The sequence below is a fragment of the Gordonia alkaliphila genome (genome assembly GCF_039542465.1).
In the GTDB taxonomy this organism is placed as follows: domain Bacteria; phylum Actinomycetota; class Actinomycetes; order Mycobacteriales; family Mycobacteriaceae; genus Gordonia; species Gordonia alkaliphila.
On the sequence record NZ_BAABIE010000016.1, the window covers coordinates 1 to 22,349 of the forward strand.

Sequence of the window (22,349 nt, forward strand, 5' to 3'; positions counted from 1 at the left end):
ATCCCGCCGAGCCTCCACCGCCAACCGAGTGGCCCGCTCCCTCAACTCCAACGGGTACTTACGCTGTGCTGCCATCTTCCTCTGTTCCTCCAGGTTTCGATGTCTCCATCAAACCCGGGGCGGGACAAACGGACCCGCTGCCTGCTGGGTGATCGCACCCGAATCGGCGGCATGCCAGCGCAGGACCGCGCCGCGCAGGATCGCACGGGCGGCCTTGTCGTGCGCGAAGTTGTCCTCCGCAATGCAGGGTGCGACGCTGACCGCCATCGCGAGGATGTCCTCGATCATCGCCGCCAGCTTCGTCGCCTCGATGGTGGCGAACGGCGTGATGTCAGTTTCGGTCAGCGTCACAGCCGGCATCCGTTACTCCTCCTCCGAGGGGTCGCCGTCAGGATCGTCGGCGACGTCGGCCGGAGCCTTGACGGCCGCCTTGCTCGCGGCCTTGCGGGGCTTGCCCTTCGTCCATCCCTCGCCGACCAGCTTCGCGGCGACCTCGTCGGGTACGTCGGCCTCGGCGCCGTTGCGGTAGATCTTCATGATCAGGCCGCCTTGACCAGGGTGAACTTGGTCGGGTCGACGTACCACACCCACGCGGTCTCCAGGCGCAGAGCGATCTGGTTCTTGCGCTTGAGGTCGCCCTGACCGTCGGGGTCACCGAACCGGATGATCTCGATCGGCAGGGTGCGGGCCACGCCCCACCGCAGGCCGCGGCTCCAGTTACCGACGATCGCCTTGATCTTCTTCGCTGCCGCGTCGGTGGCCTCCGGGGCTGCGACGGTGTCCGACACTGCCGCACCGAGACCGCGGATCGCGCCGATCTCGCGCGGGTTGAGCGGCAGGCCCGGGTTGATCAGCTCACCCTGACGGGCGTGGCCGGCCGGGTACCGCTGGGTGGCGTACGCGAACGCGTAATCGGGGCTCAGGGCGACACCGGTGGGGAAACCACCCGGCGCCAGGTGCAGCGCGATCGCCGCCTCGACCTCGGCCTCGGGATCACCGGCGGCGGTGATCACGTTCACCGCGCCGGCCACCTTGTCCGGGGTGCCCGACAGCGCCGCACCCGAGAGCGGGTTGATGGCGTGCAACACACCGAGATCGAGGGCGCGCGGCATGGACTCGGCCGCCGCGGTCGCGAGTTCGTTCAGGACACCGAGCTGGTAGTCCTGGTCACGCCACTGCACTTCCTCGTTGAACCGGAGCGTGGTCTGCGCCTTCCGGGGACGCGCGGTCACATAACCGAACGTCTCGTTGGTCGAGCCCTTGTCGGCGCCCTCGCCGACGAACTCGGCCTTGGGGACCTGGTTGACGGTGACGATGTCGGTGTCGCCGAACCGGAACGGTTCCGACGTCGACAGCTGCGCCACCACACTGCCGTCCTGGGTCTTACGGATCATGCCGTCCGCGAGGTCGCGGGGCAGGACCAGACCGGTCGAATCGATGACTGCCATGATGTTCTCCTTCTAGGAGTCGGTGCCGCCGAACAGGGCCGACGCGAACGCGGCCGTGTCGGACGGCGGACTGGAATGAGTGGTGCCCAACTTCGGGGCACCCGGCTTGCCGGGGTCGCCGCCGAGCGCCAGCACGGTGTTGATCTGCTTGACCACGTCCTCCGTGGTGGTCGCGGTAATCAGTGCCGCCGCGTCGTCGGCGATCCCGTAGGCACCGACCAGTGCGTCACGGACCTTGCCCGCCACGCTCTGCTCGATACCGTCGACCTGCCCCTGCAGCTCCGTCTCCCGGCCCACAGACTCGGTAACCTTGGCCTTGAGATCAGCGATCTCCGACTTCTGCGCCGCGAGAGTCTTCACCAACGGATGATCGTCGGGCAGCTGCACCGGTTCGGTGCCCTCGCCCCCATCGCCAGACGAGGCCGGCGGATTACCGCCACCCCCGCCACCATCGGCACCGACATCGTCGCCGCCCTCGATGAACCGCAACCGCCACTGCTGCTTGGACATGATGAAACACCCCGTTTCGGGTTGGTCCAGCCACCATTTCGGGGCTGGGAAGCGTATACTGGCACTTGCGGGACGCCCCTACATTTCATGTAGGCATGCGTCCCGCTCTTAATAGGCGAGGTTGATCTCATGCAATTGACCTTGAGTCATCACCCAGAGACCGCGTAGGCGGTACTTCTTGCGGCCGACGTTGAATCCCTCGAGTTGGCTTCTCAGGTCGTCCGTCAAGGGTTGATCTACGAGGTCGATGATGAATCGGTCCTTCACGACGTCGTGCTTCGCGGCGCGGGACGAGGCCTTCACGATCGTTCCGTGGATGGTTTCGTATCGGGCTTTGGTCGACTTCAATTCGATTTCCACGTCGCCGTTGCTGGTCCACACGAAGTCGTTGGTCGGTCTGCGTTTCGGGTCTCGTGGTATCCAGTCGAGGGTGTGATCCGCGTCGAGGAATGTCTCGACGAACTTGACCTCGTGAGGGCCGAGAACGTCGCCCCTGAAGTCAACCGGAAGCGCATCTTGTCGGGCCTTCCAGTAGGCACGGTGCGCGTTCTTGTCGCCGGGATCTGGCTCCGGCCCGAGCCCTGCAGGACCTCCGGTGTGAGGCGGTTTCCGTCCTCCATCGTCGCCATTACCACCGGCTGTTGCTGGTGCACGCCTCTTTCCAGCCAGAGGATCAGCCTTCGCGGCCTCGCGTGCCTGCCGCGCACGCGTCGCCTTACCGGTCGGGGCGTTGTCCATGAACGTGGCGATCTCGCCTGGCTTGGTCAGGCCGGCGTCGCGGGCGGCCTCGTAGTCTTTCTGCCATTGCTGGACCTGGGGCGACGGCGTGTACGTGTCCCCGGGCCGTACCACCACGGCCAGGCAATGGCAGTGATCGTGGTAGCGGTTGCCCTCACCCGCGGTCCGCGCCGTTACGTACACGGCGCCGCGGGTGGCGAGCATGCGGCAGAACCCACACGCGTTTGCGCTGGCATACCGATACCAGCGGGCACCTTCGGCTTCCGCGTTGTGCAGGACCGTTTCGCGGCCCACGTTCCGCAGCCACCGGTCGACCCCACCCTCGAACGCGGCCCGGCTGTCCGACTGCGTCAACGCCCAACCGGCCAACACCTTCACGCGCTCCGCAGCGAGCTCCCGGTCGGCGGGTGGCAGCAACTCTGCGTCGAACCCGTCGACCCCGCCGGGCTGCCGCAGATACCACTGCCGGTGACCAGCGCTCATCGCGCCAGCTACCGGAGCCAACGCGCCCGGCAAGACCGTAGCGAGTGCCACCTTCCGCTCAGCCGTGCCACCGACCTTCGCCGAGTTCACGAACGCCAGCCCCGCGGCCCGCGCCCCTTTGCCGGCGACGATGTCGGTCAGACGAGCCAGGTTAGGCAGCAGGATCGGCATCGTCTGCCGCGTCCTCGCCCGCATCCTCGGCGGCCGGCGTGTCCGGCACGGTCAAGATCGACTCGAAAGCCTGCTCCGACCGCGCCTTGTCCCGCGCCGCCAACGCCCGCGTGATCTGATCCGGCGTCAACCCGACCAACTCCAGACCGACCTCGGTCTCGGCCAGCCACGGCACCGACGCAACCTGCTTGGCGCCGGCGTCAGCCATCGCCGCCCGCGACTGGTGCTGCGGCGGCCGCCACAACGGCATGATCGACGACCACCGCTCATCAACCTCAACGCCGTTGCCGATCGCGGCGGCACGCATCATCGTGCGCGCCCACGCCGCACCCCAAATGTCGGTCGTCACCTCAGCGATCGCGATCAGATCCTCACGCGAGGCGATATACGATTCGGCCGAGTTCGGGTTCGCCATGTCCGACACACCCAGCGACGACACCGGGATCGCCGTCTCACCCGAGAACAGCTGCGCATACTGCTGCATCTGCTTCAGGTGTGGTTCCGGCGACGCCGCCTGCACCGTCCGAATATCGGCGCGAGGCACCGCGGCCTTGTCGTCGTCGGGAACACCGAACATGCGCCCAAGCGCGACCTGCCAGGCGGCCTTGATCGTTCCGTCCGGGTTCTTGAAGATCGAACTGTTCGCGCCGAGCAGGAACAACTGCGGCAACGAGTACACGTCCGCGTTGCCTTCCAACCGCATCGCGGTACGCATCGCTGCCGTCGTCAAACCGATCACCGGCCGACTGATCCGCGACGTCCCCAACCGCTTGCTCGGACGCGGACGGAACACCAACGGCTCCACCGGCACCATCCCGCGGTACGTCGACCGATCCACCGACCACACACCCCGGTCGCGGTCGGCAGTGACAATCTGCCCGCCCACGATCAGCGTGAAACTGATGACGGCGCCAAGATCATCGCGCTTGTGGACCTCGAGGAAGCTGTCCAGACTGCGGGTCCGCGGATTCCACTCACCCGAACCATCCGCCGCACTGGTGCAGTGAATTTGCGCCTTCTGCTCCCCCAACGACACATCGCCTTCAGTGGCCGACAAGAACGCGACACCATGCTGCAACGACGACACCGCCGCCATCGGGGCCTCGATCGCCAGCTGGTTACCCGTCCAGATCGTGTCCAACCCAAGAGACGCCGCGTCACCGTCGGGCCAGTCGAAACTGGTCAACGTGCACCGATCAGCCAGCAGATCCACCGCCTTAGCCGGCCACCCGATGATCTGCGCCGCCCGCCGATACTGCGTCGGGATCACCGTCCCCACGTGATCCAACGCGTGCTTGCCCTCATACAGCGCCGTGCGGAGCGCATTGCGCGCCCGGTGCGCCTGCACCTTGCCATCCAACCGGGCCAACGCCGCCTGCTCCGACTCACTGAGCCCAGGCACACGCGGGACGTCCACGGGAGACTTGATCAACGCAGCTCCCCTCACAACGACACGACCTCACGGCCCTGCACACTCGACGTAGTAGTTGTTTGTGACGCACCGAGGACCGCCAGGCTCGCCGCGTTCAACGTGTGGATCGGCCGATCACCGCGGGGCGCCCACACCCACCCGCCAGCAGAAGTTCGAACCGGACGCTTCATTGCCGCCTCGATCGCTCTCGCAATCGACTCCTGACCCGAATGGGTCAGGCGGTCTTCATCGACCCCGGCCTCGGTCAACGCGCACGCCGCGATCATGTCGCCCACGCGCGCCGTCTTCGCCCCCCGCAACCTGCGGGCACGCAGAAGCGGGAACAGTGCGCGCGCCGGGGAATGCTCATCGATCAGAATCTGGTCCCGCGCGCCAGCGACCTCGTCCAAGAACGCGGCCGCAGCCTCCAAACTGCGTGTGGAGAACACTTCCTCCACGTGAGCCTTCGCGTCATCCAACGCCCAGCCCGCACAGATCGAGATCTCCCCCAACTCCGCACGATCGATCCCGAACGCCTCCGGCGCGACCTGCCCGGCCGGACCGTCAGCCACCCGGTCCGCCCAGCCCGCCAGCACCCGCTCGATGACGTCCTTCGGCCAGATCCCCAACGCCTCGCGCTGCCACGCGCCCAGGTCCGGCAGATTCTTCTGCATGCGCTTCATCGCCGTCGCCCCGACCCGAGATGGATACGACGGGTTCGCGCGCCGGTACTGCTTCGGCGAGTACGGGTCTAGGTCTTCGTCGCCGGAGATCTCCACCCACATGCCATCGCGGCCATCACCAGAGAGCGCCGCCGTACGTTTCGCGGTGAACGCCGCCCCATCATCGACAGGGCGCGGCGGTGTGCCGATGAAGAACAGCAGACCGCCGTGCGGATTCTTCGCCGCGTTCGTCGCCGGCACCATGTCCTCGAGCGCCTTCAACCCCAGGATCTGCGCCTCGTCGAACACCTCGACGTCGATCGATTGCATGCCGCGGCCGAACCCGAGCGCCCGAGCACCGAACATGATGATCGACCCGTTACCGAACTCGATCTCCTGCTCACCATTCGTGGTCCGGATACCGTTCGACCGGTCCTTCTTCAAATGAGCGAACACCGCCGGCCGCCGCACAGCGCCCTGCACACTCCGGAACGTCCCCGTCGTGGTCCGCGCATGGTGCGACGTCCACACACAGCGGAGGCCGGGGAACTCGATACACAACGCGATCAGAAGATGACTGATTAAGAACGTCTTACCGACCTGGCGGGGAATGCTCGCGCACACCCCATCGACGCCGCACGCCCACAACCCGTCCTCGCGGATCCCCAACGCTGCCTGGCAGAAACCCTCCTGCCACCGGTCCAGGACGACGCCCATCATCGCGAGCCGATACTTGATCCTCGGCCACAACGTCCGAACGATCCCGTCCGGCAAGATCAGGTGCGTCGCGGACTCCCGCAACGTCGGGTGCAGCGGCCGCTTATCCAGCGTGGCCGCCAACCCCAAGTCGACGATCTCGGCGAGCCGAGCTTCGACCTCAGCGTCAGAGATCGAGCGGGTTGAAGCTGTCATCGTCGGAAGCCGCCGCCGCGGACGCTTCGCCGTCCTGCTTGGCCTGCGCCAGCGCCGCGACCCGCTCCTCTTCGTCACGGATCAACGCGTGCAGCTTGTTCAGCTCGTTGTTGAACTGCGGGCGCGTGTTCTCCGCCGCCTCCGTCAACGACTTCGCGATCAACCGCCGCTGCGCCTTCAACATCGCCAGCACATCACCCGACGCGACCGCCTGCGCCAGCGTCGGAGTCCTCTTCCTGGGCGTCACGAGCAGTCACCTCCGGAATGCGTCTCCCGTCACAGCGATGAACCGGGAATGCGAGTAGTAGCTGATGTGCCTGGTCTGCTTCGACGGACCGCCACCGCGGACGAACACGTGCAAGCCGCGGCCGGACATCGAACGTTCCACCCACAGCGGCTCCACCGAATCGAGGAGCTCCACCGCGGCCGGCGCGAGCACGTCCCCGTCGAGAACGTCGTCGAGGTCCCAGCACGCGAGCCCATCGCCGAGCATGACGCCGTGTGGACGCTGCGCGACTGCGCGGTAGTCGGTCCAGGTGTCCGGATTCGTCGACGACGCCGGCGACCCATCGACCATGATCGGCCGCTTCCCGTCCCGTGCCGTCCATCGAGCGTTGTTCACGATCACCGCGGGTAGCGCGCCGCGCTGCTTGCGTTTGCGGCAGCGTTGCCCGCACGTCGACGGGCGTCGCCCGCGGCCGCTCCATGCGGTTTCGCGGCCACACACCATGCAGCTGATCATGACCCAATTATAGGCTCTGACCTGCTGCTTGTCACGATAGAAACATGCGACGGAGACTCATCGCTTAAATGCAGCCACCACCCCAACCAGCAACCCGCAGCCGCGAAACATCCGCCAGCAGGCCAACCAGGCACCACCGAGGCACACCGCCGCACCCGGGGAGGGGGATGCGGGGAGAGACAGGCCCTATGCCCGAGGGGGGCCGTGGTGGCTGTTTGGGGGGACTCCCCCCTGGGTTGCTTGGCCGCGGCGGCAGCGTGGGCAGTTGGGGTTGTGTGGGTGGTCGCCGTTGGCGTGGGGGCCGTGGCAGTTGCGTCGTTGCTGGATGAGGCTGTCGAGGAGCGTGTTCATGTCCACCACGTCCGTTCGGTTCGTCGGTCTGCGGGTAGTGGTGTTTGGTGCGTGATGGGGTCGAGTCGGTTGCCTTGGCGCCGGTTGCAGCCTCGGTGGGTGAGGCGGCAGTTGGTGCGGTCGGTGGGGGATCCGCCGAGGCTGACGGGGATGAGTTCGTGGACTTCGGGTGACCGGTCGTCGGGTGTTTTGATGGTCTTGTCGACTGGTTCGTGGCAGAGGTAGCAGTCGTTTTCTTCGCGGAGTACGCGTGTTCTGACTTCTCGGCGTTTGTGTCCGTTGGCGCTTCTGACGTTCATGTCAGCGTGCTGGTCTCAACTGGTTTTGGACATGCTTGTGCTCGTGCTGCCCATTGTGGCATATCGCTGTGACTTCCTTGCCGTTTCGTTGTCGTGTGTCTTCATTCGAGGACGTTTGCGGGGAGTGTGCCGAGGGTGCGTGCGAGGTGTGCGAAGTATTCGGGTGCCCACGTGTGGAGGCAGTGCTGGCATTGGCAGCCGTCCGGTCCGATCTGCAGTGCGGGTTGGCGGACGGTGTCCCCTGCCCCGTCTTGGCGGTACACGGTGGCGGTGCCGCACGCGGGGCAGGGGGCGGGGATTGTCCAGCGGCGGGGTGGGTCGAGGAGTGACCGGGCCTTGTTTGTCCAGGTGTGGATGAGTCTGGTGCGTTCGGTGAGGAGGGGGACGTCTTGGGGACGCCAGGGCTGTTCGGCGAGGACGTGGAGGTTGCCGCTGGGGATCCAGCTGGTGATGGTTCGCCTGATGGTGGCGAGTAGGTCGACGGCGTCGATGACGATGGGGGCCTTGGATCCGGCGTGGCCTCTGGTGCCGCCTGCGCCTTGGGTGCCGGTGACGCGGTCGGCGAGTTGGTCGAGGAGGGGGTCTCCGAAGACGATGTCGGGGGTGCCGTCGTCTCTGGTGAAGGTGGTGCTGGTGCGGCCGGCGAGTGCGTGGACGGCGTCGGCGAAGGCTTTGCGGGCGCCGGGGAGGTTGTGTTCGTCGGGGTTGGTCATTGGTGGTCTCCTTCGCGTTCGTAGCGATCGGCGAGCTCGGCGTCGGCGTTGCAGTGTGATCCGCATCCGTGTTGCTGCCGGTGGGTGTCTTCTTCGGCGGTGAGTTCGCGGCGGCATACCCAGCAGCGGCTGGCGGTCACTGGTCGTCTCCCGTCCAGCCCGCCTCGCGGAGCAGCTCGAGCATGGCGTCCAAAGGCATGACGGCCAGGTGCAGGGGTGGCCGTCCTCCTGCGCCTCGCCGCTTGAGGACGATGATCCCGTGGCGTGCCCGGGCCGCGGTGATCTGGTTGGCGAGCTCGGTGAGCCAGGTGCGCCATTGCGGGGTGGCGACGTCCTTGGTTTGAAGGATGACTCCGGGTGCGAGGTGGATGTCGCCTTCGTCTTCGCGTCGGCCGGGTCTGGTGCGTTCGGCCCAGGTGAATCCTGCGGCGCGGGCGAGGGCGAGGATGTCGCGCTCGTACTGGTCGCCTTTGGCCTTCTGGCGGTTCGTCACGGTGTCTCTCCTAGTACGGCGGGGTGTCGGGTAGCGGGTCGGTGGTGGTGGTCTTGCGGCTCGGCGGTGGCCCGCCTTGGGCGAGTTCGCGGGGCACAGGTCGGTCGCAGTCGTGGATGACGTGCCAAGCGGTGTCGTCGTCGGGCGGCCATTGCTTCCAGCCATCGTGGAATCGTCCGCGCCAGCCGCGGCGGATGACGATGAGCCGTTTGGTGGCACGGAATGCTTGGGCGCCGATCTCGTTGAGGCTTTGTGGGTCGAGGTGGAGGTCGAGTCCTTGGACGCGGCCGGCGAGGGTGCTGGCGCGGCATTTCGGGCAGCGTTTGATGTCGAGTTCGGTGGTGTGGGCGGTGCTGGTGCGGGTGTTGGTTTTGGGTGCGTTTTTGCGGTGGCTGGCTCCGCAGTCGGGGCAGTTGTGGCGGTCAGCGGCCATCGTGATCCCCCTGTGGATAAGTGGGGGCAGGTGGCGAAGGTGGCGGACTTTGCGGGGTTGTTACCGCCGTAGCGTGTTTTGCGTGCTTGCTTTTGCTAACAGCCCTGTTGGATGCCCCAACTCGCGCGCTAATGGAGTTCTCTACAAAATGCGCCACCTGCGCCACCTGGGGCGTCTTTTGTGGTGTCGACCTGGCCTTATTGCAGGTGGCGCATTTCGGCAAAGTGCGCCACCAGTGCGCCACCTGCGCCACCTGCCGCCGCGACGAGGTGGCGGATAGGTGGCAAAGTCCGCCACCAGTGCGCCACCTGTGGATAACTCGAAAGTATCCGATTTCTGCTACCGTGGAGGAATGGCCGAGTTCACGATCCGCAAGCAGACCGGAGAAGCCCCCGAGCCGGGGACGAGAGAAGCCGCGCTGGCGCGCCTGACCCTCCCCGACACTGGTCCGCAAGGGCGCCAGATCTACCAGAATCCGTCCGAAAGAACACTGTCGATCGCTATCGAGTTCACGCGGTTCTTGGACGAGAACTGCCGACGAGGCAAGACGTTGATGACTAAGCGCTCCGACTTGATAGGCGCTCTCACCCTCTGGTGGCGACGCCAGCCGGACCTCGGGCCGGTCCCCTCTCGACAGGTGATTGGGCGCGCGCTTTTGCTCAACGATCTGGAGCGGTACACGAGCAATTCCGTCCCGTACTACCTCGGCGTCGAGTTGCTGTAGGTTCACGCCCCGTACCGCCGCTCTTCTTCCTCGCTGGCCGCGGTGTCGATGAGGGCGACGCCGACGTAGTAGCGCATGCCCTGGGCGCCCTTGGTTGCCCGGGCTCCGGTGCGCTTGACGAGCTCGCGAGCGAAGGCCTGGGTGGACATCTCTGAGCGCCCGTTGTCGCGGCACCAGGAGCTGTAGGCCTTACGCAGGTCGGTGGTCTTGACCTTGACGACGTCGCTGCCGGCGGCGATGTGCACCGAGTCGGCCAGGAACTGCCCGAAGGCGTCTTCTTCGCGTTCGTAGTCGCGGGTGGCCGCGAGGACTGAGGCGGGTTCGCGGAGTCCGCCTTGGGCGGCGAGTGCGCCTTGGGCGATCCAGGCGAGGATGCCGGGGCCTTCGTCGCCCACCAAGATCTGGCCGAGGCCGTCGATTTTCTTGTCGTCGGGAACGGTGTGGTTGAACGGGATGAGTCTGGTTCGTCGCCAGAAGCTGCGGCCGCCGGAGTCGACGGATGGTTGGTGGTTTCCGGCGAGGATGAGGGTGTGCGAGGGGGTGAACTCGAAGGGGTTCTTGTAGAGCTCGCGGGCGCTGATCCGGTCGCCGCCGGTGAGGGATTTGACCTTCTCTTCGTCGAAGCTGCCGTCGGTGGGGACTTCGGAGCAGATGGCGACGCGGGCGCCGGGGAGTTTGGACAGTTCGGTGTCGTGGCTGTAGCGGCTGGCGATGAGGACGTTGGACGGTAGGACGATGGCGTATTCGCCGAGGACTCCGGCGAGGACGTCGGTGAGGACGCTCTTGCCGTTCTGTCCGTCGCCGTGGAGGAACGGGAGGATGTGGTGGGTGACGCGGCCGCCGGCGGCGTAGCCGAGGAGGCGTTGGAGGAAGCCGATCATGTCGCGGTCTCCGTCGAAGGTGTCGTGCAGGTATTGGTCCCACCGCGGGGTGGGTAGGTCGGGGTTGTAGCCGACGCCGGTGATTTTTGTGTGCAGGTCGGCGGGCCGGTGTGGGTGCAGTTGCCCGGTGGTCAGGTCGAGGGTGCCGTCGGGGGTGTTGAGGTGCATGCGGTGTGCGTCGAGGTCGTCGGCGGTGACGCGGATGACGGGGTCGCGGCGTGCGAGGGCGACCATGTTTTCAATTCCGGCGCGGGCGAGGGTTTTGCGGCGGTGGCGGGCTTGTTCGTTGGTGTCTTCTTCGAGGTTGGCGGCGATGTCGCGGGCGGCTTGGATGGCGGGGGCGTCGTCTTCGCTGATGTGCCAGCGGTGTCCGTCCCATTCGAGCCAGCCGCGGGCGGCGGAGTAGCGCAGGCGGTGGCCGTGGGCGTGGACGAAGCGTCGGGCGTTGCCGTCGTCGGTGAGGGTGGTGCGCAGGGGTTGGCCGGCGGGTGCGAGGTTGGCGGCGGGTACGGGCGCTCCGGTGGTGCCGGTGGGTGCGAGGTCGGCGAGGCGGGTGACGGGGTCGGGGCCGTCGTATTCGACGACGGTGAGGTGGGGGCGGTGGGTGAGGTCGTGGCCGCCGAGTTCGCGTTGGAGTTGGTTGTCGGAGAGGAGTGCGGCGCGGCTTTCGCCCCACTGCAGGGCGGTGCGGACTTCGGCGTCGGTGACGGCGCGGGCGGTGTCGCCTCCGGTGCAGAGTGCGCGCATGCGGTCGGTGAGGGCGCCGACGGCTTTGGTGTGGTCGGTGTGGGTGAGGCAGCCTGCGCGGCGGCAGCAGGCGAGGCGGGTGGCTTGGGAGAGGAGCCAGGGGTGGCGGGCGGTGGGGTTGTCGCCTGCCCATCCGGCGATCATGGTGCGCGCGTAGGGGCAGGTGCGGTCGTCGTTCCATTGCCAGGTGCTGGTGTCGACGGGTTCGGTCAGGAGTGGGTCGCAGTCGAGTTCGGCGATGCCGTGGGCGTCGAGGGTGTCGCGGATTTCGTTGTAGGTGATGGGTGCGCCGCGGCCGGGTTCGCACGAGGTCGGGACCGGGGTGGTTTTCCAGTTGACGGTGCCGGGGGCGCGGAGGATGCGGGGTAGGTCGAAGACGGCGTCGACGTTGCCGCCGCGGTGGGCGGCGAGGGTTTCGACGAGGCGCCGCCAGCGTGCGAGGAGTGCGGTGGTTTCGGCGCGGTCGGTGTCGGTGGTGAGCGTGCCGTCGTCGGGGTCGATTTGCCAGAGGGGTTGGAGGCCGTGGCCGGAGTGGATGACGGCGATGGGTGCGGTGCCGAGGGCGATGGTGAGGTCGTCGATGAGTGCCCAGGCGAGGGTTTCGTCGTCGAAGCCTCCGGGTTTGATGTCGAGGTCGGCCCAGAGTGCGGTGTGGCGGGTGACGGCGGTGGCGTCGCCGCGGGGTCGGGTGCCGGCGGGTCCGGCGATCTCGTTGATGGAGAACCAGGTGTCGCCGGGTTCGAGTGCGTTGAGGGTGTCGTCGATGGTGTCGGGGGTGACGATGTGGGTGCGGAAGGTGGCGTTGGTGTCGCCGTGGGGTTTGGTGCAGATGGCGAGGTGGGTGTGGCCGAGTTGCTCGATGAGCTGGGTGAGGGTGAGCTGGTCGGTCACGCGGGTCTCCTGAGGTCGAGGTGGTGGTGGAGGAGGCATTCGAGGTGGGCGTGGCAGTCGTGGTCTGCCTGGAGTGCGAGTCGGATGCCGCAGTAGCGGCAGAGGACGCGCGGTTGTGGGGTGGTGCAGGCGTGGCAGGGGGCCGCGATGGGGTTGGCGACTGGTGCGCTGCAGGTGGGGCAGGTGTGTCCGGTCATGGCGTGAGTGTGAGGGCGATGAGGAGTAGGACGCACAGGACGGCGCCGAGGGTGCTGATAGCGGTGGCCAAGCGTCCACGGGTGGCCTGCTCGGCTTGCATCCAGTGGCAGGGCCATGTTTCGAGGCAGTGCCGGCAGTGGGTCCAGCCGCGTGAGGTGGTGACGGGCGCGTGTTCGGTCACTGGTCACCGCCGCCGTTCGCGGCGCTGTGCGCGGCGAGGTGCTGGGCGAGGGTGATCATGCGTTCTTCTCCTGGTCGAGTAGGTCGGAGTTCTGGCGGCGAAACTGGTCGCCTGCGTCGTCGATCCATGCCCGGCACGCGTGCTGCTCCGGGCCGGTCAGGTCGCGCGCCACGGTGAAACTGCCGTCGCGCATGAGGAGGATGGGTGCGAGGTGATCAATGCTGGGGAGGGTGACAGCACACGCCGCTTGGGCGGGGTCGTAGCGGTCACTCACCGGACACCTCCCTGGATGTCTCTGCACCAGCAGTCGCCGTCGTGGCCCTCGGGCCGACAGCAGGTGAGCAGGTAGCGGCCTTCACGTGCGGTCTTCGGGCAGGTGCGCAGAGATCCCCGCAGATTGGCGAGCAGGTCAGGCACTGCGCGATCGCGGTCACTCACCGGACACATCCCCATCGAGAGCGCGGCGGATGTCGTGGACGACATCACTAAGGGGCACGGACGCGATTCCGCCTGCACCACCTGCGATGAGCACTCGATTCCACTGGTCCCACCTGTCGACCTGTGCCCGCACCCGGTCGATCACCGCGCGGGCTTCGGCGAGGTCACCATGCGCCGCGTCCAGCTCGCGCGTCACGTCGCGGAGTTCGAGGATGGAGGCTTCGGCCTGCTCAGTCATGCGCGCACAACGTCGTCAGTGCTCATCGGGACCTCCATTGAGTGCGGAGCGGATCGTGGTCGTCTTGATGACGCCCGGCTCTCCGTTGAATGCGATTGATTCGATATCGGCTTCGACGCATGCGGCGATGACGCGCATGATTGCGGCGCGCTGCTTCTCGGCTTCGGCCACCAAGTCAGCCACCAGCACGGGGGCAGCAGCGATGAAGTCAGCGTTGTCGTAGGCGACCTCCGCAACAAGGTCACGATCCGGGGTATCGCCATTGTGGAACACGTTGTAGACCATCGTGAGGCGGTATACGTCGTCGTGGTCACGAGGCTCGGCGTACCACGGTCCAGGTGTGATCGCGGCGAGGTGCTGGCGGGCACGCTCCACCACGTCGTCGGTCGCGGGCAACTTTCCGGGATTCCCGGAAAGTTCGCCGTTCTCCGTGGCGAGCCTGTGGGCCAGCCCAATCGCCTCGACAACACTCACGTCACCCAGGTCGTCGTCATCATCCTGTGATCGCAGGTACCACCTGTCAGCCAGCGCAACAGGGTCGACCAGTGGGCAGTCCGGGTTGTCGGCGCAGGTGCAGTCGTAGCCGCCGCCGACAATTCCGGGGCACACGCCGCAGCAGCCATCGGGTCGGTCAGTCTGTTCAGTCATTGGTCAGCTCCTCGCTGGTGTAGATGAGTGCCACGCACGCACGGGATACCGCCCATGCGATCCGGGTCGGTCCACACGGCCAGGGCTTCGACGCGGGCGACCGTCGCGGCCAGCTCGTCACGCTCGGCGCGCAGTTCGGCCACCTGCTCCCGCAGCTCGTCCCGCTCCGCTAGCGCGAAGTCGCGGTCCTCGACCGCCGACGCCGCAAGGTTGTGCGCCTCATCCAACGCCCGCGACAGGTGGAGCAGCGTCCGCGCCAACTCCGCCAACGTCTGCTGATTCGGTTCCTGCTGTTCCGTCATGCCGCGCCCGCGTCCTTCTGGAAGCGGCCTCGGACGAGGTCGTCGGCGGCGGACTGGGCGAGTTCTGCCGGCGTGGGGGTGCGGTCGACGTCGGCGGCCTCGTTGTCGTAGTGCGCCTGCCTGGCGTCGTCGTAGTCGTCGTACATGTGCTTGCTCCTTCGATCGGTGGTGGTTGGTGGTCCCGGCCGGGGTTGAACCGGCCTCCCCGTGCTCGACCTGCTGGGGTGCCCGACTGCTCGGGACCTTCGGGTGCGGCCCGCCCCTCATCCCCACGAGTAGTGGCGGGCCGCAGTGCCGGTTACTGCTGGGCGAGGATGGCGTTTCTGGCCGGTTCGGTGAGGGCGGCCCACTGGTCGGCGGTGAAGCCGGGCGCGGGCGCCGACGCGACCGGAGCAGCAGCCGGGGCCGCGGGCTGGGCGACCGGCTGAGCAGCAGCGGCCGGGGCGGGCTCAGCCGCGGGGGCCATCTGCTCCCCCAGCGTCGGTGCCGAGTACGACGCCGAGTAGACCTTGCGCGGGTTGGCCGGATTCTTGGACTCGGGATCGGTGCCGGTGAACGTGACCGTCAGGACCCCGCCCAACGCCGTCGCGTCCTTGAGTGCGGTGTTGATGGCCGCGTACAAACCGCCCGGCTTGGCCGAGATGGTCGCGTACAGTCCGCGCCGGCCGTCATCATCAGCGATGGTCGGGTCGGGTTCGCACTGCAGGACGAAGCGGCGCTGCATCTTGGGGCGGGTGCGTTCGTCGTCCCAGAACGACAGCTTGTCGCTGCCGAACTCGGTGGCCTGCTGTTCGGCGCCGATCTCGATGAGCTTGCCGGTGTGGGTGGTGCCGGGGATCTCGAACTTGAGGTTGCTGGTGCTGAGCGGGGGAAGAAGCGACATGGTGTGTCTCCTTGGTTGTGATGGTTGTGTTGCTGGCCTTGCCGGTATTCAGTTGTGGGATCAGGTGGTCAGGCGACGGAGAGTCGGCTGATCGAGTCGGGCTCGCGGGGCTTGCCTGGACAAGCCCACGGCGCAGCGTCCAGGTCGGTCGCCGGCAGCGCCTGGAACGGGCACAGGAAGCAGGCGCTGTAGTCGGCGTCGATCGGTTCGGCGACGTTCACGCCGCCTTCGGTCCAGCCGTCGCGAATGCGTTCGGGGTGGTCGAGGGCGCCCATGATGTCGAGGTCGACGAGGGTCTGGTCGATCCGGTCGAGGGCGGCGTCGACGACGGCATCGCTGTACGGTTCGGTCCAGTACGCGAGGCCCTTGAGCTCGCCGCCGCGCGGCAGGAACGCGATCGACACGGCATTGACCTCGAAGCCTGCGCGGATCATGCCGCGCCCGTACAGGTGCGCTTGCGTCCGATACACGGCCGACGGACCGGACCGCTTGTACTTGGTGTGCGAGCTGGTGCCGGGGAACTTCCAGTCGAGGACCGTGCCGCTGGGCATGTGGAACAGGTCGCACGTGCCGGAGAGTCCGGGCCGAACTTCGACGCGGAACTCCGGCAACAAGACCGGGTGCCCGATGTGCTGGTTGTAGCGGCGCGCGAACTCCTCGAACTCGGCGTGCGCGCCGGTCCCAACCGAGCTCGGCAGCGGGTCGTTGTAGCCGCTGCCCGGCACCTCGGGCGCCTCCAGCAGCTTGTAGGCCAGCTGGCGACGGCAGGGTGTGCCGACTTCGGAGGGCCCGATGTGGCGTTGTTGGGAGCGTCCGTGGCCGGCGGCGCCGACGTGGATGAGGTCGAGGACCCAGTCGGGTGGGGTGGTGATCTGTCCGTCCATCAGGCCGCCTTCAGGTCGATCTTCGGGCCGCCGACGCGGTTGTAGGCCATGAGCGCCGCCATGGTCGTCAGCTTCGGGATTCCACCTTCGCTGCCGCGGGCTTTCAGCTCGTGCGCGCGGGCGACGAGCTGCGACGGGGTGAGCGCCGACAGTGCGTCGGCCAGCCGCCCGGAGTCGAGCTGGTCCTCGTACTCGCCGAACAGGCGACCGAGGCCCTTGATGATGTTCGACTTGCGGGCCTCCGGATCGCCCGGCCAGATGTCCCCGATCAGTTCGAGGACCAGGCGCAGCACCCGGTAGTCGTAGCTGTCGACGACGACTTCGAGGGCGGAGCAGCACTGCAGGGATACGCGGCCACGGCCAAGGGTGTTCGTCTGCGACGGGTTGTGCGTGACCGTGTACCCGAACTTGGCGGCCAACGCGTCAATGCCGACGACGACGGGATCACCGGACGCGCGGCGCGCGTACCAGCGGTCCCAGTTGGACAGCTTCTTGGTGGTGCGGTCGATGTCCCAGAACAGCCGCGCTTCTTCGTCGACGGTCAGGCCGGTGTGGACGGTGGCCGGCAGCGACATGCGGGGGTCGACAAGGGCGGCGGCCTGCCAGCGGTGTTGGCCGTTGATGACCGCGTACCGCGGTGTGCACGCTTCCCCGCGGTCGGAGACCTCGATGACGCCGACCAGCCGCGGCTGCCACTGCTTCGACATCGACACGACGCGGTTGGTGTCAAGTTCACGCTGGTAGGTGTCGTCGACGAACAGGTCGTTGACGTCGAGGGCGGTGATGTAGGTCTCGCTCATGCCGACACCGCCTCGGCGATGGTCTCGGCATTCCGTTCGGCCTGCTTGGCGCGCCTGACGTGCTGGCGCACCGTGTCGAGGGTGTAGCCGACAGCGGCGGCGATTCGCTGGTCCGACCAGCCGTATCCGGCGAAGTGCTCCCACTCGTGCCGCAGGTCTGGGTTCAGGTACGTGGGATCAATGCGTTCGGTGACCGGCGCTGTGGAGGTGACGACACCTTCCTTGTAGCGGCGTGCCTCCGTGGCGGCCTTGCAGACCGGGCACGACTTCTGCGCGGCCGGCCGCTCGTGCCCGCGCTGGCACGTCTTCACCGCGGCGGTCACGGGGCCACCACCTTGAACGGGCGGGCGGGCTCCCCGAGTTCGACGAACTCGGCGAACAGGTCGGGGTGCGCGGCCTTGAACGCGGACTGGTTGAAGCGTCGCGGCTTGGCTCCGACGCGCCACGAGATGATGGGCTGGCCGTCGAGCTCGCCGTCCTGGGCGTCGCCCATCGCATGCTCGATGCGGGCGCGCAGTTGGGCTTCGGTGTCTTTGAGTGCGGTGATCTGGTCGCGGACGGCGAGGAGGGCTTCGACGTCGCCGCGCACGCTGGCGAGGTCACAGGTGTCAGTCATTCGGGGGCTCCTTCTTGTCTGTTGAGTTCGTCGAGGATCTGGTCGAGCGCGTCGGGCAGCGTGGTGGCGTGCACCGAGATACGGCGGTGCGGGGCACGCCAGTTGTCGGCGCTGATGGCGTAGACGGGGCCGGCGCTGTCGGCGTGGCGGGCGATGACGAGGTCGAGGCCTGCGCGGTCGCAGCGTTCGGTGAGGTGGTCGATGAGTCGGCCGATTTGCTCGTGGTTGGCGCGCTGCTGGTAGGTGGTGAGCGCGGCGACGATCCCGGTCATGCGGTCACCTCGGTCAGCTCGCGGGCCAGAGCGCGGATCTGGTCGCGGTCCTCGCGGGTGCCCGACTGTCGGCACTGCATGTGATCGGCGAGGTCGAGGAGGCGCCGCGAGATGGTGTGCTCGGCGGTCACAGGAACTCGCCCCGCTCGATGATCCGGGTACCCGGCAACACCTGCAGCGGGTGATCAGCGGGCAGTTCGACGTGGGAGTCAGGGACAGGCCAGGACAAGGCGAGAGCCAGCCCAGCGAGGAAACCGACGAGCATGGCGCCGGCAAGAATGGTGGTCATCAGGAAGCTTCTTTCGTGGTGGTGGTCATGGGGTGTGCTTGGGGCGGTGCCGGGACCTGGGCGACAGACCGGACGGCCGCGGCTTCGGGGGCGCCCCGGCGATCGCGAGGGCCTCCCAGTACTGGGCTTCGGTCATCACACGGGTGCGGCCCAACAGCGTGGACGGCCACACCCCCGACGACATGCGGCGCTGCACGAACTGGGCGGTGACGAGACCAGGCTTGTCGGCCGGGCTCATGCGGGCGGCCACCTCGGCCGCGGACATCAGGTCACGTTTCGTCACAGTGACCGTCTGGCCCTGGTCGGTCATGCCGCCACCCCCATCTCGCGGAGCACGGCGCGGGTCTCGTACACGTCGGCCTTGAGCTCGTGGAGCTGCTGCTTCTCGTGATCGGTCGCACGGATCGAGGTCCCGAGGTGGACGCGGCAGTAGTCGGCCGCGGCCTGCTCGAAGTGCCGTTCGGCCCATGCGGCGCGCTGTTTCGCGGTGTCGATCATGCGGCGAACGAACTCGAAGATCTGCGCGTCGGGCACGAACTCGGGCTCGGCGGCCGCGACTTCCCGCTCACGCTCAAACTCCTCGTCGAGCTCTCGGCCCTCGTCGAACAGGAAGTCGTCGTACTCGTCATCCGACATCGCGTTCAGGTCGCGGTCGTCGACGATCCGGCCGCACTCGACGCCGTCGGCGTCCCGCATGATCGTGACCGACCGGCATGCGGGGGCGCTCATGCCGGGTCACCGTTCTGGATCGCGTCGTGCGCCCGGTCCCACACGTGCAACGGCCAACCGTTCACGACCCCGAACCGCGGGTCCGGCACATCGTCGGGTTCGAGGCCCGCGGCGCGGCCGAGGACCCCAGCCTTCGCGCCCAGCTTCTGCAGGTAGTGCAGCGTCGCGTCGGCGCCACGCACCCGCGACCACGCGCGCCCGCTGTAGTAGAGCTCCCCGCGACTGGCCGGCATGATCGCCTCCACCCGGTCGAGGGCGTGCTGCGCGGCCGCCTCGGCGGCGGCGACGCGGCGTTCCTGGTCCTGCAGTGCGGCGACGGCCTGCGCGAGGATGTCGAGCTGGCTGAGGGTGGGGGCGGTTTCGGCTTCGCGGGTGCGGATCGCGAAGTACGCCTGGGCGGCGGCCACCTCAGGCTTGCGCGGGTCGCCGTTGAGGAACGTGAGGTAGCAGGCGAAACGCGGAAGGTGGTAGTCGACGCGCTCCTGCTGGCCGAGGTTACCGGCGTCCATAAGCTGAGTGACCTGCACAAACAGCTTTTCGGCGTCGTGGCCGGCGTTGCTCGCGGCGACCTTGGCGCGCTCGATGGCGTTCTGGAAGTCCTGCCACTTCTTGTAGCCCATGAAGGGCTGCATGGCGCGGGCCGACCAGTACTCGCGGCCCTCGCCATCCTCACGGCGGATCGCGTCGAACGGCGACGCCGCCGACCCGGAATGTCTGCTGATATCCTGCATCTGAATCTCCTGATTCGTTAGATGGCCCTCGCCCTGCATGGCGGGGGCCGTTTTCATGCGGTCTGTCGTTGCGTGGTTCTCGTTCCACGAACCACCACGGGCACGAAAAGGTCACCCGGCGACATGCCGAGCGCCTCCTCGATGGCGATCCCCCGCAGCTCGTGCGTGGTCTTCGCCGCCCCGGTAGCGAACTGGCCGATCAGTGCCTTCGAGATCGTCTCCGGCACACCGCCACGGCGGCGCCGCCGCTCCGCCCGTGCGATCCGGCGAAGATTCAGCGACGCCTCATCCGCCAGTTCCTGATACGACATGCGCGACCGGCGCAGAGCGCGGGAGAACATCTCCGTATCCACCTCGGCGTACATGTCGCGCGTCGTCGCGTTCATCTCGATCATCACCTCCATCTGTTTCGCGGTACGTGTTCCACGATACACGCCTAGACGGTGAAGGCAAGCACTGATCTGAAAGAATGTGCCGATAACGTCGGTGACCAGGAATTACGCTGGTGTTGTTCCTAGACGTTGTGGGCAGTCGCCGGTTATTCGAACGTCGAACCAAAGAGGCATGGTGAGCACCGTGAGCGAATCCAACCTACCGCCCGAGCAGTGGCGACCCCTGTTTGATGGGGCCAGCATTGAGTTCGGGTATCGGCCGCTCGCGACTCGTGCAGGGCTGACCCACACCCGCGTGCACCGGCTACTTCGCGGCGGTGGCACAACTGATGAGGCCATCCAGCTGGTGGCCGACGCGTTTGGTGTGAAGTCGTCGAAGGTGCGCGAGTTGCGTGGTGAGCCAGCGGTGGAGGTGGAGCCGTTCACCCTCCCTGACGACGCGGGGAGGCTCACTCACGATGAGCGCAACGTCGTGCGGGCCGTGGTCCGGGCGCTCCTTGACGCAAGGGACCGCCATGCTGCTCAACCCACAACCCCCGCTGATCCGCCGGCCGAGGCCCCGAGAACACCGTGCACCGACGACGAAAGCGAGAAGACCGAGCCGAGCGCGATCGACCAGATCGCTCAGGCCGGGCCGGAGATCTACCGCCGGGCGAAGGGCGCCCGCCCGAAAGAAGGCGTCGACAAATCGTGAGCCTCCCAGACTGGAACGACCACGGGCTCCTGCCACCCGGCCGTCACCATGCGACGTTGGAAGACGTCCATGAACGTTGCGTCCTCGACGCACCAAATACGAGCCACCGCCAGGAGTTGTTCGGGTCACTCATCACCTACACGCGGCTAGTCCAGCGCGTAGTCGGCCCCGCAACTCTGTGGATCGACGGGGGGTTCGTCACCGCGAAGCGCTCCGTCCCGTTCGACGTCGACGTTCTCATCCGCCCGAAGGACTGGACGAAACTCAGCTCGCAGCCTGCTGGCCGTGAACGGGACCGCCTGTACGGGCTCCTCACGCTGCAGGACGTGATTGTCGGAACTCCGCTGTACGTTGCGCTCGAGCGAATCCAGCCGCTCGCCGGCGACCTAGACTCGTTCCTGTGCTTCCCTGGGCAGGAAGATGTATGGCACGACACGTGGTCGAGCGTGAAGGACGATGATGGGGACATCATCGAAGGGGCAATCAAGGGGTACGTGGAGGTGATCGTATGAGCCGATTCGAAGATCTTCGTCACGAGATCCAGGGCACCAGCTGGCTCGACGACGCGGCCCGAGCCTCACTCTCGGCGGCCGCAGCCAAGTTCGACCACCGCAGGTACGCGGTGCTGGCCGTCGACGTGAACGGTGACCTCGACGCCAAGGCTCTCGCTACCATCGCCAGCGGCGTCCAAGACGCCGTTGCTCGCATGGGTCAGCACATCGCCAGGCCCAGCTCAGATGCCAACCGCCTCGAGGTGGACGACAGGAACCGGGCCCGGCTGTATCCGCTGCGCCAGATCGGGCGGCGACTAGAGTTCGGCTTTGAAGACCTCGACATTCCCCCGTTGTTTACCGCCAACGTTGAGTCGTACGCCGAGCGGGCGGCCGCCGAACTGATTGCGCTTCTGCCAGAGTCCGATTCTGACGACGTCGCTGTCGCGGCCATTCCCGCTCACGCTCGCGCTGTCCGCAACGTCGTCAACGATCTAGTGAAGACCGTTGAGGCATCGGCAGGAGTTGGCCTTACCCTCAGCTCGTCTGAGGGAGACCAGTCCGTGGGTGTAATGACTAAGGATCAGGCCTTCCAGATCGGAGCCGATCTCCGAGAGTCGAAGATCGAGCGCCAGATCGACAATGACGTGGAAGGACGCCTAGACGGTGTCCGTACCCGACGCCGGATCTTCTTCCTGGAACTGGCCGACGGCAGCACTCGCGAAGGCGGCTACGACCCCGAGCTTGCGGAGACGGTGAAGCAGCACCTCGACAGGCCGGTGCTCGCCAAGATCGAACGCGTTCGGAGGATCCAGCGCGCCGGCCAGCCAGGGCATTGGTCCTACCGTCTCCTCGCGCTCAAGGATGCACCGCAACCAGAAGATGACCTCTTCTCCGAGTAGGCGTTCGCAAGTCAACCGAACATGCCGCCCAGCGCGGCGCGGCACCGTCGAG

General features: G+C 67.0%; 35 protein-coding genes and 1 tRNA gene. 4 read left to right on the forward strand and 32 right to left on the reverse strand.

From position 1 onward, the window contains the following. Positions 1–108: 108 nt before the first annotated feature. The 13 genes from ABD989_RS15140 to ABD989_RS15195 all read right to left on the reverse strand — a co-directional run bounded on the left by ABD989_RS15140 (position 109) and on the right by ABD989_RS15195 (position 9,366). Positions 109–351, reverse strand: a complete 243-nt coding sequence (locus ABD989_RS15140) for a hypothetical protein (RefSeq protein WP_345314107.1) — start codon at positions 349–351, stop codon at positions 109–111. Between the two features lie 12 nt (positions 352–363). Next, positions 364–537 carry a DUF7302 family protein gene (locus ABD989_RS15145; RefSeq protein WP_345314108.1) on the reverse strand — a complete coding sequence of 58 codons (174 nt, stop codon included), beginning with the start codon at positions 535–537 and terminating at the stop codon, positions 364–366. A gap of 2 nt (positions 538–539) precedes the next feature. Then, on the reverse strand, positions 540–1,448 hold the full coding sequence (locus tag ABD989_RS15150; RefSeq protein ID WP_345314109.1) for a phage major capsid protein: 909 nt from the start codon (positions 1,446–1,448) through the stop codon (positions 540–542). 12 nt (positions 1,449–1,460) lie between these two features. Beyond that, positions 1,461–1,958, reverse strand: a complete 498-nt coding sequence (locus ABD989_RS15155) for a hypothetical protein (RefSeq protein ID WP_345314110.1) — start codon at positions 1,956–1,958, stop codon at positions 1,461–1,463. Positions 1,959–2,066: 108 nt separating this feature from the next. Further along, complete coding sequence (locus ABD989_RS15160; RefSeq protein WP_345314111.1) at positions 2,067–3,350, reverse strand: VG15 protein; 1,284 nt, start codon at positions 3,348–3,350, stop codon at positions 2,067–2,069. Further along, positions 3,331–4,797, reverse strand: a complete 1,467-nt coding sequence (locus tag ABD989_RS15165) for a phage portal protein (RefSeq protein WP_345314112.1) — start codon at positions 4,795–4,797, stop codon at positions 3,331–3,333. Before ABD989_RS15165 ends, ABD989_RS15160 begins: the two co-directional genes overlap by 20 nt. Then, on the reverse strand, positions 4,794–6,263 hold the full coding sequence (locus ABD989_RS15170; RefSeq protein ID WP_345314113.1) for a terminase: 1,470 nt from the start codon (positions 6,261–6,263) through the stop codon (positions 4,794–4,796). The genes ABD989_RS15165 and ABD989_RS15170 overlap by 4 nt, the downstream gene beginning before the upstream one ends. Positions 6,264–6,306: 43 nt before the next feature. Further along, complete coding sequence (locus ABD989_RS15175; protein ID WP_345314114.1) at positions 6,307–6,582, reverse strand: hypothetical protein; 276 nt, start codon at positions 6,580–6,582, stop codon at positions 6,307–6,309. A 6-nt stretch (positions 6,583–6,588) separates the two neighbouring features. Further along, entirely contained in the window at positions 6,589–7,077 is a 489-nt protein-coding gene (locus ABD989_RS15180; protein WP_345314115.1) for a hypothetical protein, read from the reverse strand. 347 nt (positions 7,078–7,424) lie between these two features. Further along, positions 7,425–7,727, reverse strand: a complete 303-nt coding sequence (locus tag ABD989_RS17750; protein WP_425556545.1) for an HNH endonuclease — start codon at positions 7,725–7,727, stop codon at positions 7,425–7,427. Positions 7,728–7,828: 101 nt separating this feature from the next. Then, positions 7,829–8,440: a DUF7341 domain-containing protein gene (locus ABD989_RS15185; RefSeq protein ID WP_345314116.1), complete on the reverse strand. Its 612-nt coding sequence runs from the start codon at positions 8,438–8,440 to the stop codon at positions 7,829–7,831. 136 nt (positions 8,441–8,576) lie between these two features. Next, complete coding sequence (locus ABD989_RS15190; RefSeq protein ID WP_345314117.1) at positions 8,577–8,933, reverse strand: hypothetical protein; 357 nt, start codon at positions 8,931–8,933, stop codon at positions 8,577–8,579. A 10-nt stretch (positions 8,934–8,943) separates the two neighbouring features. Then, complete coding sequence (locus tag ABD989_RS15195; protein WP_345314118.1) at positions 8,944–9,366, reverse strand: hypothetical protein; 423 nt, start codon at positions 9,364–9,366, stop codon at positions 8,944–8,946. A gap of 352 nt (positions 9,367–9,718) precedes the next feature. Between ABD989_RS15195 and ABD989_RS15200 the strand changes: the two genes are divergently transcribed. Continuing rightward, positions 9,719–10,090, forward strand: a complete 372-nt coding sequence (locus tag ABD989_RS15200; RefSeq protein ID WP_345314119.1) for a hypothetical protein — start codon at positions 9,719–9,721, stop codon at positions 10,088–10,090. 2 nt (positions 10,091–10,092) lie between these two features. On the opposite strand, the gene ABD989_RS15205 is transcribed toward ABD989_RS15200, so the two are convergent. The 19 genes from ABD989_RS15205 to ABD989_RS15295 all read right to left on the reverse strand — a co-directional run bounded on the left by ABD989_RS15205 (position 10,093) and on the right by ABD989_RS15295 (position 20,222). Then, positions 10,093–12,609 (reverse strand): DNA primase family protein, encoded by a 2,517-nt coding sequence (locus tag ABD989_RS15205; protein WP_345314120.1) that lies wholly within the window; start codon positions 12,607–12,609, stop codon positions 10,093–10,095. 434 nt (positions 12,610–13,043) lie between these two features. After that, positions 13,044–13,262 carry a hypothetical protein gene (locus ABD989_RS15210; RefSeq protein ID WP_345314121.1) on the reverse strand — a complete coding sequence of 73 codons (219 nt, stop codon included), beginning with the start codon at positions 13,260–13,262 and terminating at the stop codon, positions 13,044–13,046. 156 nt (positions 13,263–13,418) lie between these two features. Further along, the gene (locus tag ABD989_RS15215; protein ID WP_345314122.1) at positions 13,419–13,664 is read right to left on the reverse strand and encodes a hypothetical protein; all 246 of its coding nucleotides are present in this window, start codon (positions 13,662–13,664) and stop codon (positions 13,419–13,421) included. A 15-nt stretch (positions 13,665–13,679) separates the two neighbouring features. Then, the gene (locus tag ABD989_RS15220) at positions 13,680–14,312 is read right to left on the reverse strand and encodes a hypothetical protein (protein WP_345314123.1); all 633 of its coding nucleotides are present in this window, start codon (positions 14,310–14,312) and stop codon (positions 13,680–13,682) included. Further along, positions 14,309–14,614, reverse strand: a complete 306-nt coding sequence (locus ABD989_RS15225) for a hypothetical protein (RefSeq protein WP_345314124.1) — start codon at positions 14,612–14,614, stop codon at positions 14,309–14,311. The genes ABD989_RS15220 and ABD989_RS15225 overlap by 4 nt, the downstream gene beginning before the upstream one ends. Continuing rightward, positions 14,611–14,760: a hypothetical protein gene (locus tag ABD989_RS15230; protein WP_345314125.1), complete on the reverse strand. Its 150-nt coding sequence runs from the start codon at positions 14,758–14,760 to the stop codon at positions 14,611–14,613. Before ABD989_RS15230 ends, ABD989_RS15225 begins: the two co-directional genes overlap by 4 nt. A 27-nt stretch (positions 14,761–14,787) precedes the next feature. Further along, a tRNA-Leu gene (locus ABD989_RS15235) sits at positions 14,788–14,858 on the reverse strand. 54 nt (positions 14,859–14,912) lie between these two features. Further along, complete coding sequence (locus ABD989_RS15240; RefSeq protein WP_345314126.1) at positions 14,913–15,497, reverse strand: hypothetical protein; 585 nt, start codon at positions 15,495–15,497, stop codon at positions 14,913–14,915. A 68-nt stretch (positions 15,498–15,565) separates the two neighbouring features. Then, the gene (locus tag ABD989_RS15245; RefSeq protein ID WP_345314127.1) at positions 15,566–16,381 is read right to left on the reverse strand and encodes a hypothetical protein; all 816 of its coding nucleotides are present in this window, start codon (positions 16,379–16,381) and stop codon (positions 15,566–15,568) included. Next, positions 16,381–17,181, reverse strand: a complete 801-nt coding sequence (locus ABD989_RS15250; protein WP_345314128.1) for a DUF6551 family protein — start codon at positions 17,179–17,181, stop codon at positions 16,381–16,383. The genes ABD989_RS15245 and ABD989_RS15250 overlap by 1 nt, the downstream gene beginning before the upstream one ends. Further along, positions 17,178–17,504: a hypothetical protein gene (locus ABD989_RS15255; protein ID WP_345314129.1), complete on the reverse strand. Its 327-nt coding sequence runs from the start codon at positions 17,502–17,504 to the stop codon at positions 17,178–17,180. The genes ABD989_RS15250 and ABD989_RS15255 overlap by 4 nt, the downstream gene beginning before the upstream one ends. Beyond that, a complete protein-coding gene (locus ABD989_RS15260; RefSeq protein ID WP_345314130.1) occupies positions 17,501–17,797 on the reverse strand; it encodes a hypothetical protein in 297 nt (98 codons plus the stop codon). The genes ABD989_RS15255 and ABD989_RS15260 overlap by 4 nt, the downstream gene beginning before the upstream one ends. Beyond that, entirely contained in the window at positions 17,794–18,069 is a 276-nt protein-coding gene (locus ABD989_RS15265) for a hypothetical protein (RefSeq protein WP_345314131.1), read from the reverse strand. Before ABD989_RS15265 ends, ABD989_RS15260 begins: the two co-directional genes overlap by 4 nt. After that, positions 18,066–18,200: a hypothetical protein gene (locus ABD989_RS15270; RefSeq protein ID WP_345314132.1), complete on the reverse strand. Its 135-nt coding sequence runs from the start codon at positions 18,198–18,200 to the stop codon at positions 18,066–18,068. The genes ABD989_RS15265 and ABD989_RS15270 overlap by 4 nt, the downstream gene beginning before the upstream one ends. Next, positions 18,197–18,358 (reverse strand): hypothetical protein, encoded by a 162-nt coding sequence (locus tag ABD989_RS15275; protein ID WP_345314133.1) that lies wholly within the window; start codon positions 18,356–18,358, stop codon positions 18,197–18,199. Before ABD989_RS15275 ends, ABD989_RS15270 begins: the two co-directional genes overlap by 4 nt. Before the next feature lie 25 nt (positions 18,359–18,383). Continuing rightward, positions 18,384–18,668: a hypothetical protein gene (locus ABD989_RS15280; protein ID WP_345314134.1), complete on the reverse strand. Its 285-nt coding sequence runs from the start codon at positions 18,666–18,668 to the stop codon at positions 18,384–18,386. Further along, a complete protein-coding gene (locus ABD989_RS15285; protein ID WP_345314135.1) occupies positions 18,665–19,087 on the reverse strand; it encodes a hypothetical protein in 423 nt (140 codons plus the stop codon). Before ABD989_RS15285 ends, ABD989_RS15280 begins: the two co-directional genes overlap by 4 nt. After that, complete coding sequence (locus ABD989_RS15290) at positions 19,084–19,875, reverse strand: hypothetical protein (RefSeq protein ID WP_345314136.1); 792 nt, start codon at positions 19,873–19,875, stop codon at positions 19,084–19,086. The genes ABD989_RS15285 and ABD989_RS15290 overlap by 4 nt, the downstream gene beginning before the upstream one ends. Then, a complete protein-coding gene (locus tag ABD989_RS15295; RefSeq protein ID WP_345314137.1) occupies positions 19,872–20,222 on the reverse strand; it encodes a hypothetical protein in 351 nt (116 codons plus the stop codon). The genes ABD989_RS15290 and ABD989_RS15295 overlap by 4 nt, the downstream gene beginning before the upstream one ends. A gap of 172 nt (positions 20,223–20,394) precedes the next feature. Here ABD989_RS15295 and ABD989_RS15300 point away from each other — a divergent pair, with 172 nt between their 5' ends. The 3 genes from ABD989_RS15300 to ABD989_RS15310 are packed head-to-tail and all read left to right on the forward strand — an operon-like array spanning position 20,395 to position 22,297. Further along, positions 20,395–20,904 (forward strand): hypothetical protein, encoded by a 510-nt coding sequence (locus ABD989_RS15300; RefSeq protein WP_345314138.1) that lies wholly within the window; start codon positions 20,395–20,397, stop codon positions 20,902–20,904. Next, complete coding sequence (locus tag ABD989_RS15305; protein ID WP_345314139.1) at positions 20,901–21,416, forward strand: DUF6932 family protein; 516 nt, start codon at positions 20,901–20,903, stop codon at positions 21,414–21,416. Before ABD989_RS15300 ends, ABD989_RS15305 begins: the two co-directional genes overlap by 4 nt. Next, a complete protein-coding gene (locus ABD989_RS15310; protein ID WP_345314140.1) occupies positions 21,413–22,297 on the forward strand; it encodes a hypothetical protein in 885 nt (294 codons plus the stop codon). Before ABD989_RS15305 ends, ABD989_RS15310 begins: the two co-directional genes overlap by 4 nt. The last annotated feature ends 52 nt before the right edge of the window (positions 22,298–22,349 follow it).

Coding starts and splice junctions, on each gene's coding strand:
- ABD989_RS15180 (WP_345314115.1), bottom strand. CDS start 7,077: ATGATCAGCTGCATGGTGTGTGGCCGCGAAACCGCATGGAGCGGCCGC.
- ABD989_RS15290 (WP_345314136.1), bottom strand. CDS start 19,875: ATGAAAACGGCCCCCGCCATGCAGGGCGAGGGCCATCTAACGAATCAG.
- ABD989_RS15310 (WP_345314140.1), top strand. CDS start 21,413: ATGAGCCGATTCGAAGATCTTCGTCACGAGATCCAGGGCACCAGCTGG.
- ABD989_RS15195 (WP_345314118.1), bottom strand. CDS start 9,366: ATGGCCGCTGACCGCCACAACTGCCCCGACTGCGGAGCCAGCCACCGC.
- ABD989_RS15185 (WP_345314116.1), bottom strand. CDS start 8,440: ATGACCAACCCCGACGAACACAACCTCCCCGGCGCCCGCAAAGCCTTC.
- ABD989_RS15145 (WP_345314108.1), bottom strand. CDS start 537: ATGAAGATCTACCGCAACGGCGCCGAGGCCGACGTACCCGACGAGGTC.
- ABD989_RS15250 (WP_345314128.1), bottom strand. CDS start 17,181: ATGAGCGAGACCTACATCACCGCCCTCGACGTCAACGACCTGTTCGTC.
- ABD989_RS15230 (WP_345314125.1), bottom strand. CDS start 14,760: ATGTACGACGACTACGACGACGCCAGGCAGGCGCACTACGACAACGAG.
- ABD989_RS15215 (WP_345314122.1), bottom strand. CDS start 13,664: ATGACTGAGCAGGCCGAAGCCTCCATCCTCGAACTCCGCGACGTGACG.
- ABD989_RS15280 (WP_345314134.1), bottom strand. CDS start 18,668: ATGACCGACCAGGGCCAGACGGTCACTGTGACGAAACGTGACCTGATG.
- ABD989_RS15150 (WP_345314109.1), bottom strand. CDS start 1,448: ATGGCAGTCATCGATTCGACCGGTCTGGTCCTGCCCCGCGACCTCGCG.
- ABD989_RS15245 (WP_345314127.1), bottom strand. CDS start 16,381: ATGGACGGACAGATCACCACCCCACCCGACTGGGTCCTCGACCTCATC.
- ABD989_RS15220 (WP_345314123.1), bottom strand. CDS start 14,312: ATGACTGAACAGACTGACCGACCCGATGGCTGCTGCGGCGTGTGCCCC.
- ABD989_RS15295 (WP_345314137.1), bottom strand. CDS start 20,222: ATGGAGGTGATGATCGAGATGAACGCGACGACGCGCGACATGTACGCC.
- ABD989_RS15160 (WP_345314111.1), bottom strand. CDS start 3,350: ATGCCGATCCTGCTGCCTAACCTGGCTCGTCTGACCGACATCGTCGCC.
- ABD989_RS15155 (WP_345314110.1), bottom strand. CDS start 1,958: ATGTCCAAGCAGCAGTGGCGGTTGCGGTTCATCGAGGGCGGCGACGAT.
- ABD989_RS15285 (WP_345314135.1), bottom strand. CDS start 19,087: ATGAGCGCCCCCGCATGCCGGTCGGTCACGATCATGCGGGACGCCGAC.
- ABD989_RS15200 (WP_345314119.1), top strand. CDS start 9,719: ATGGCCGAGTTCACGATCCGCAAGCAGACCGGAGAAGCCCCCGAGCCG.
- ABD989_RS15225 (WP_345314124.1), bottom strand. CDS start 14,614: ATGACGGAACAGCAGGAACCGAATCAGCAGACGTTGGCGGAGTTGGCG.
- ABD989_RS15265 (WP_345314131.1), bottom strand. CDS start 18,069: ATGACCGGGATCGTCGCCGCGCTCACCACCTACCAGCAGCGCGCCAAC.
- ABD989_RS15260 (WP_345314130.1), bottom strand. CDS start 17,797: ATGACTGACACCTGTGACCTCGCCAGCGTGCGCGGCGACGTCGAAGCC.
- ABD989_RS17750 (WP_425556545.1), bottom strand. CDS start 7,727: ATGAACGTCAGAAGCGCCAACGGACACAAACGCCGAGAAGTCAGAACA.
- ABD989_RS15240 (WP_345314126.1), bottom strand. CDS start 15,497: ATGTCGCTTCTTCCCCCGCTCAGCACCAGCAACCTCAAGTTCGAGATC.
- ABD989_RS15275 (WP_345314133.1), bottom strand. CDS start 18,358: ATGACCACCATTCTTGCCGGCGCCATGCTCGTCGGTTTCCTCGCTGGG.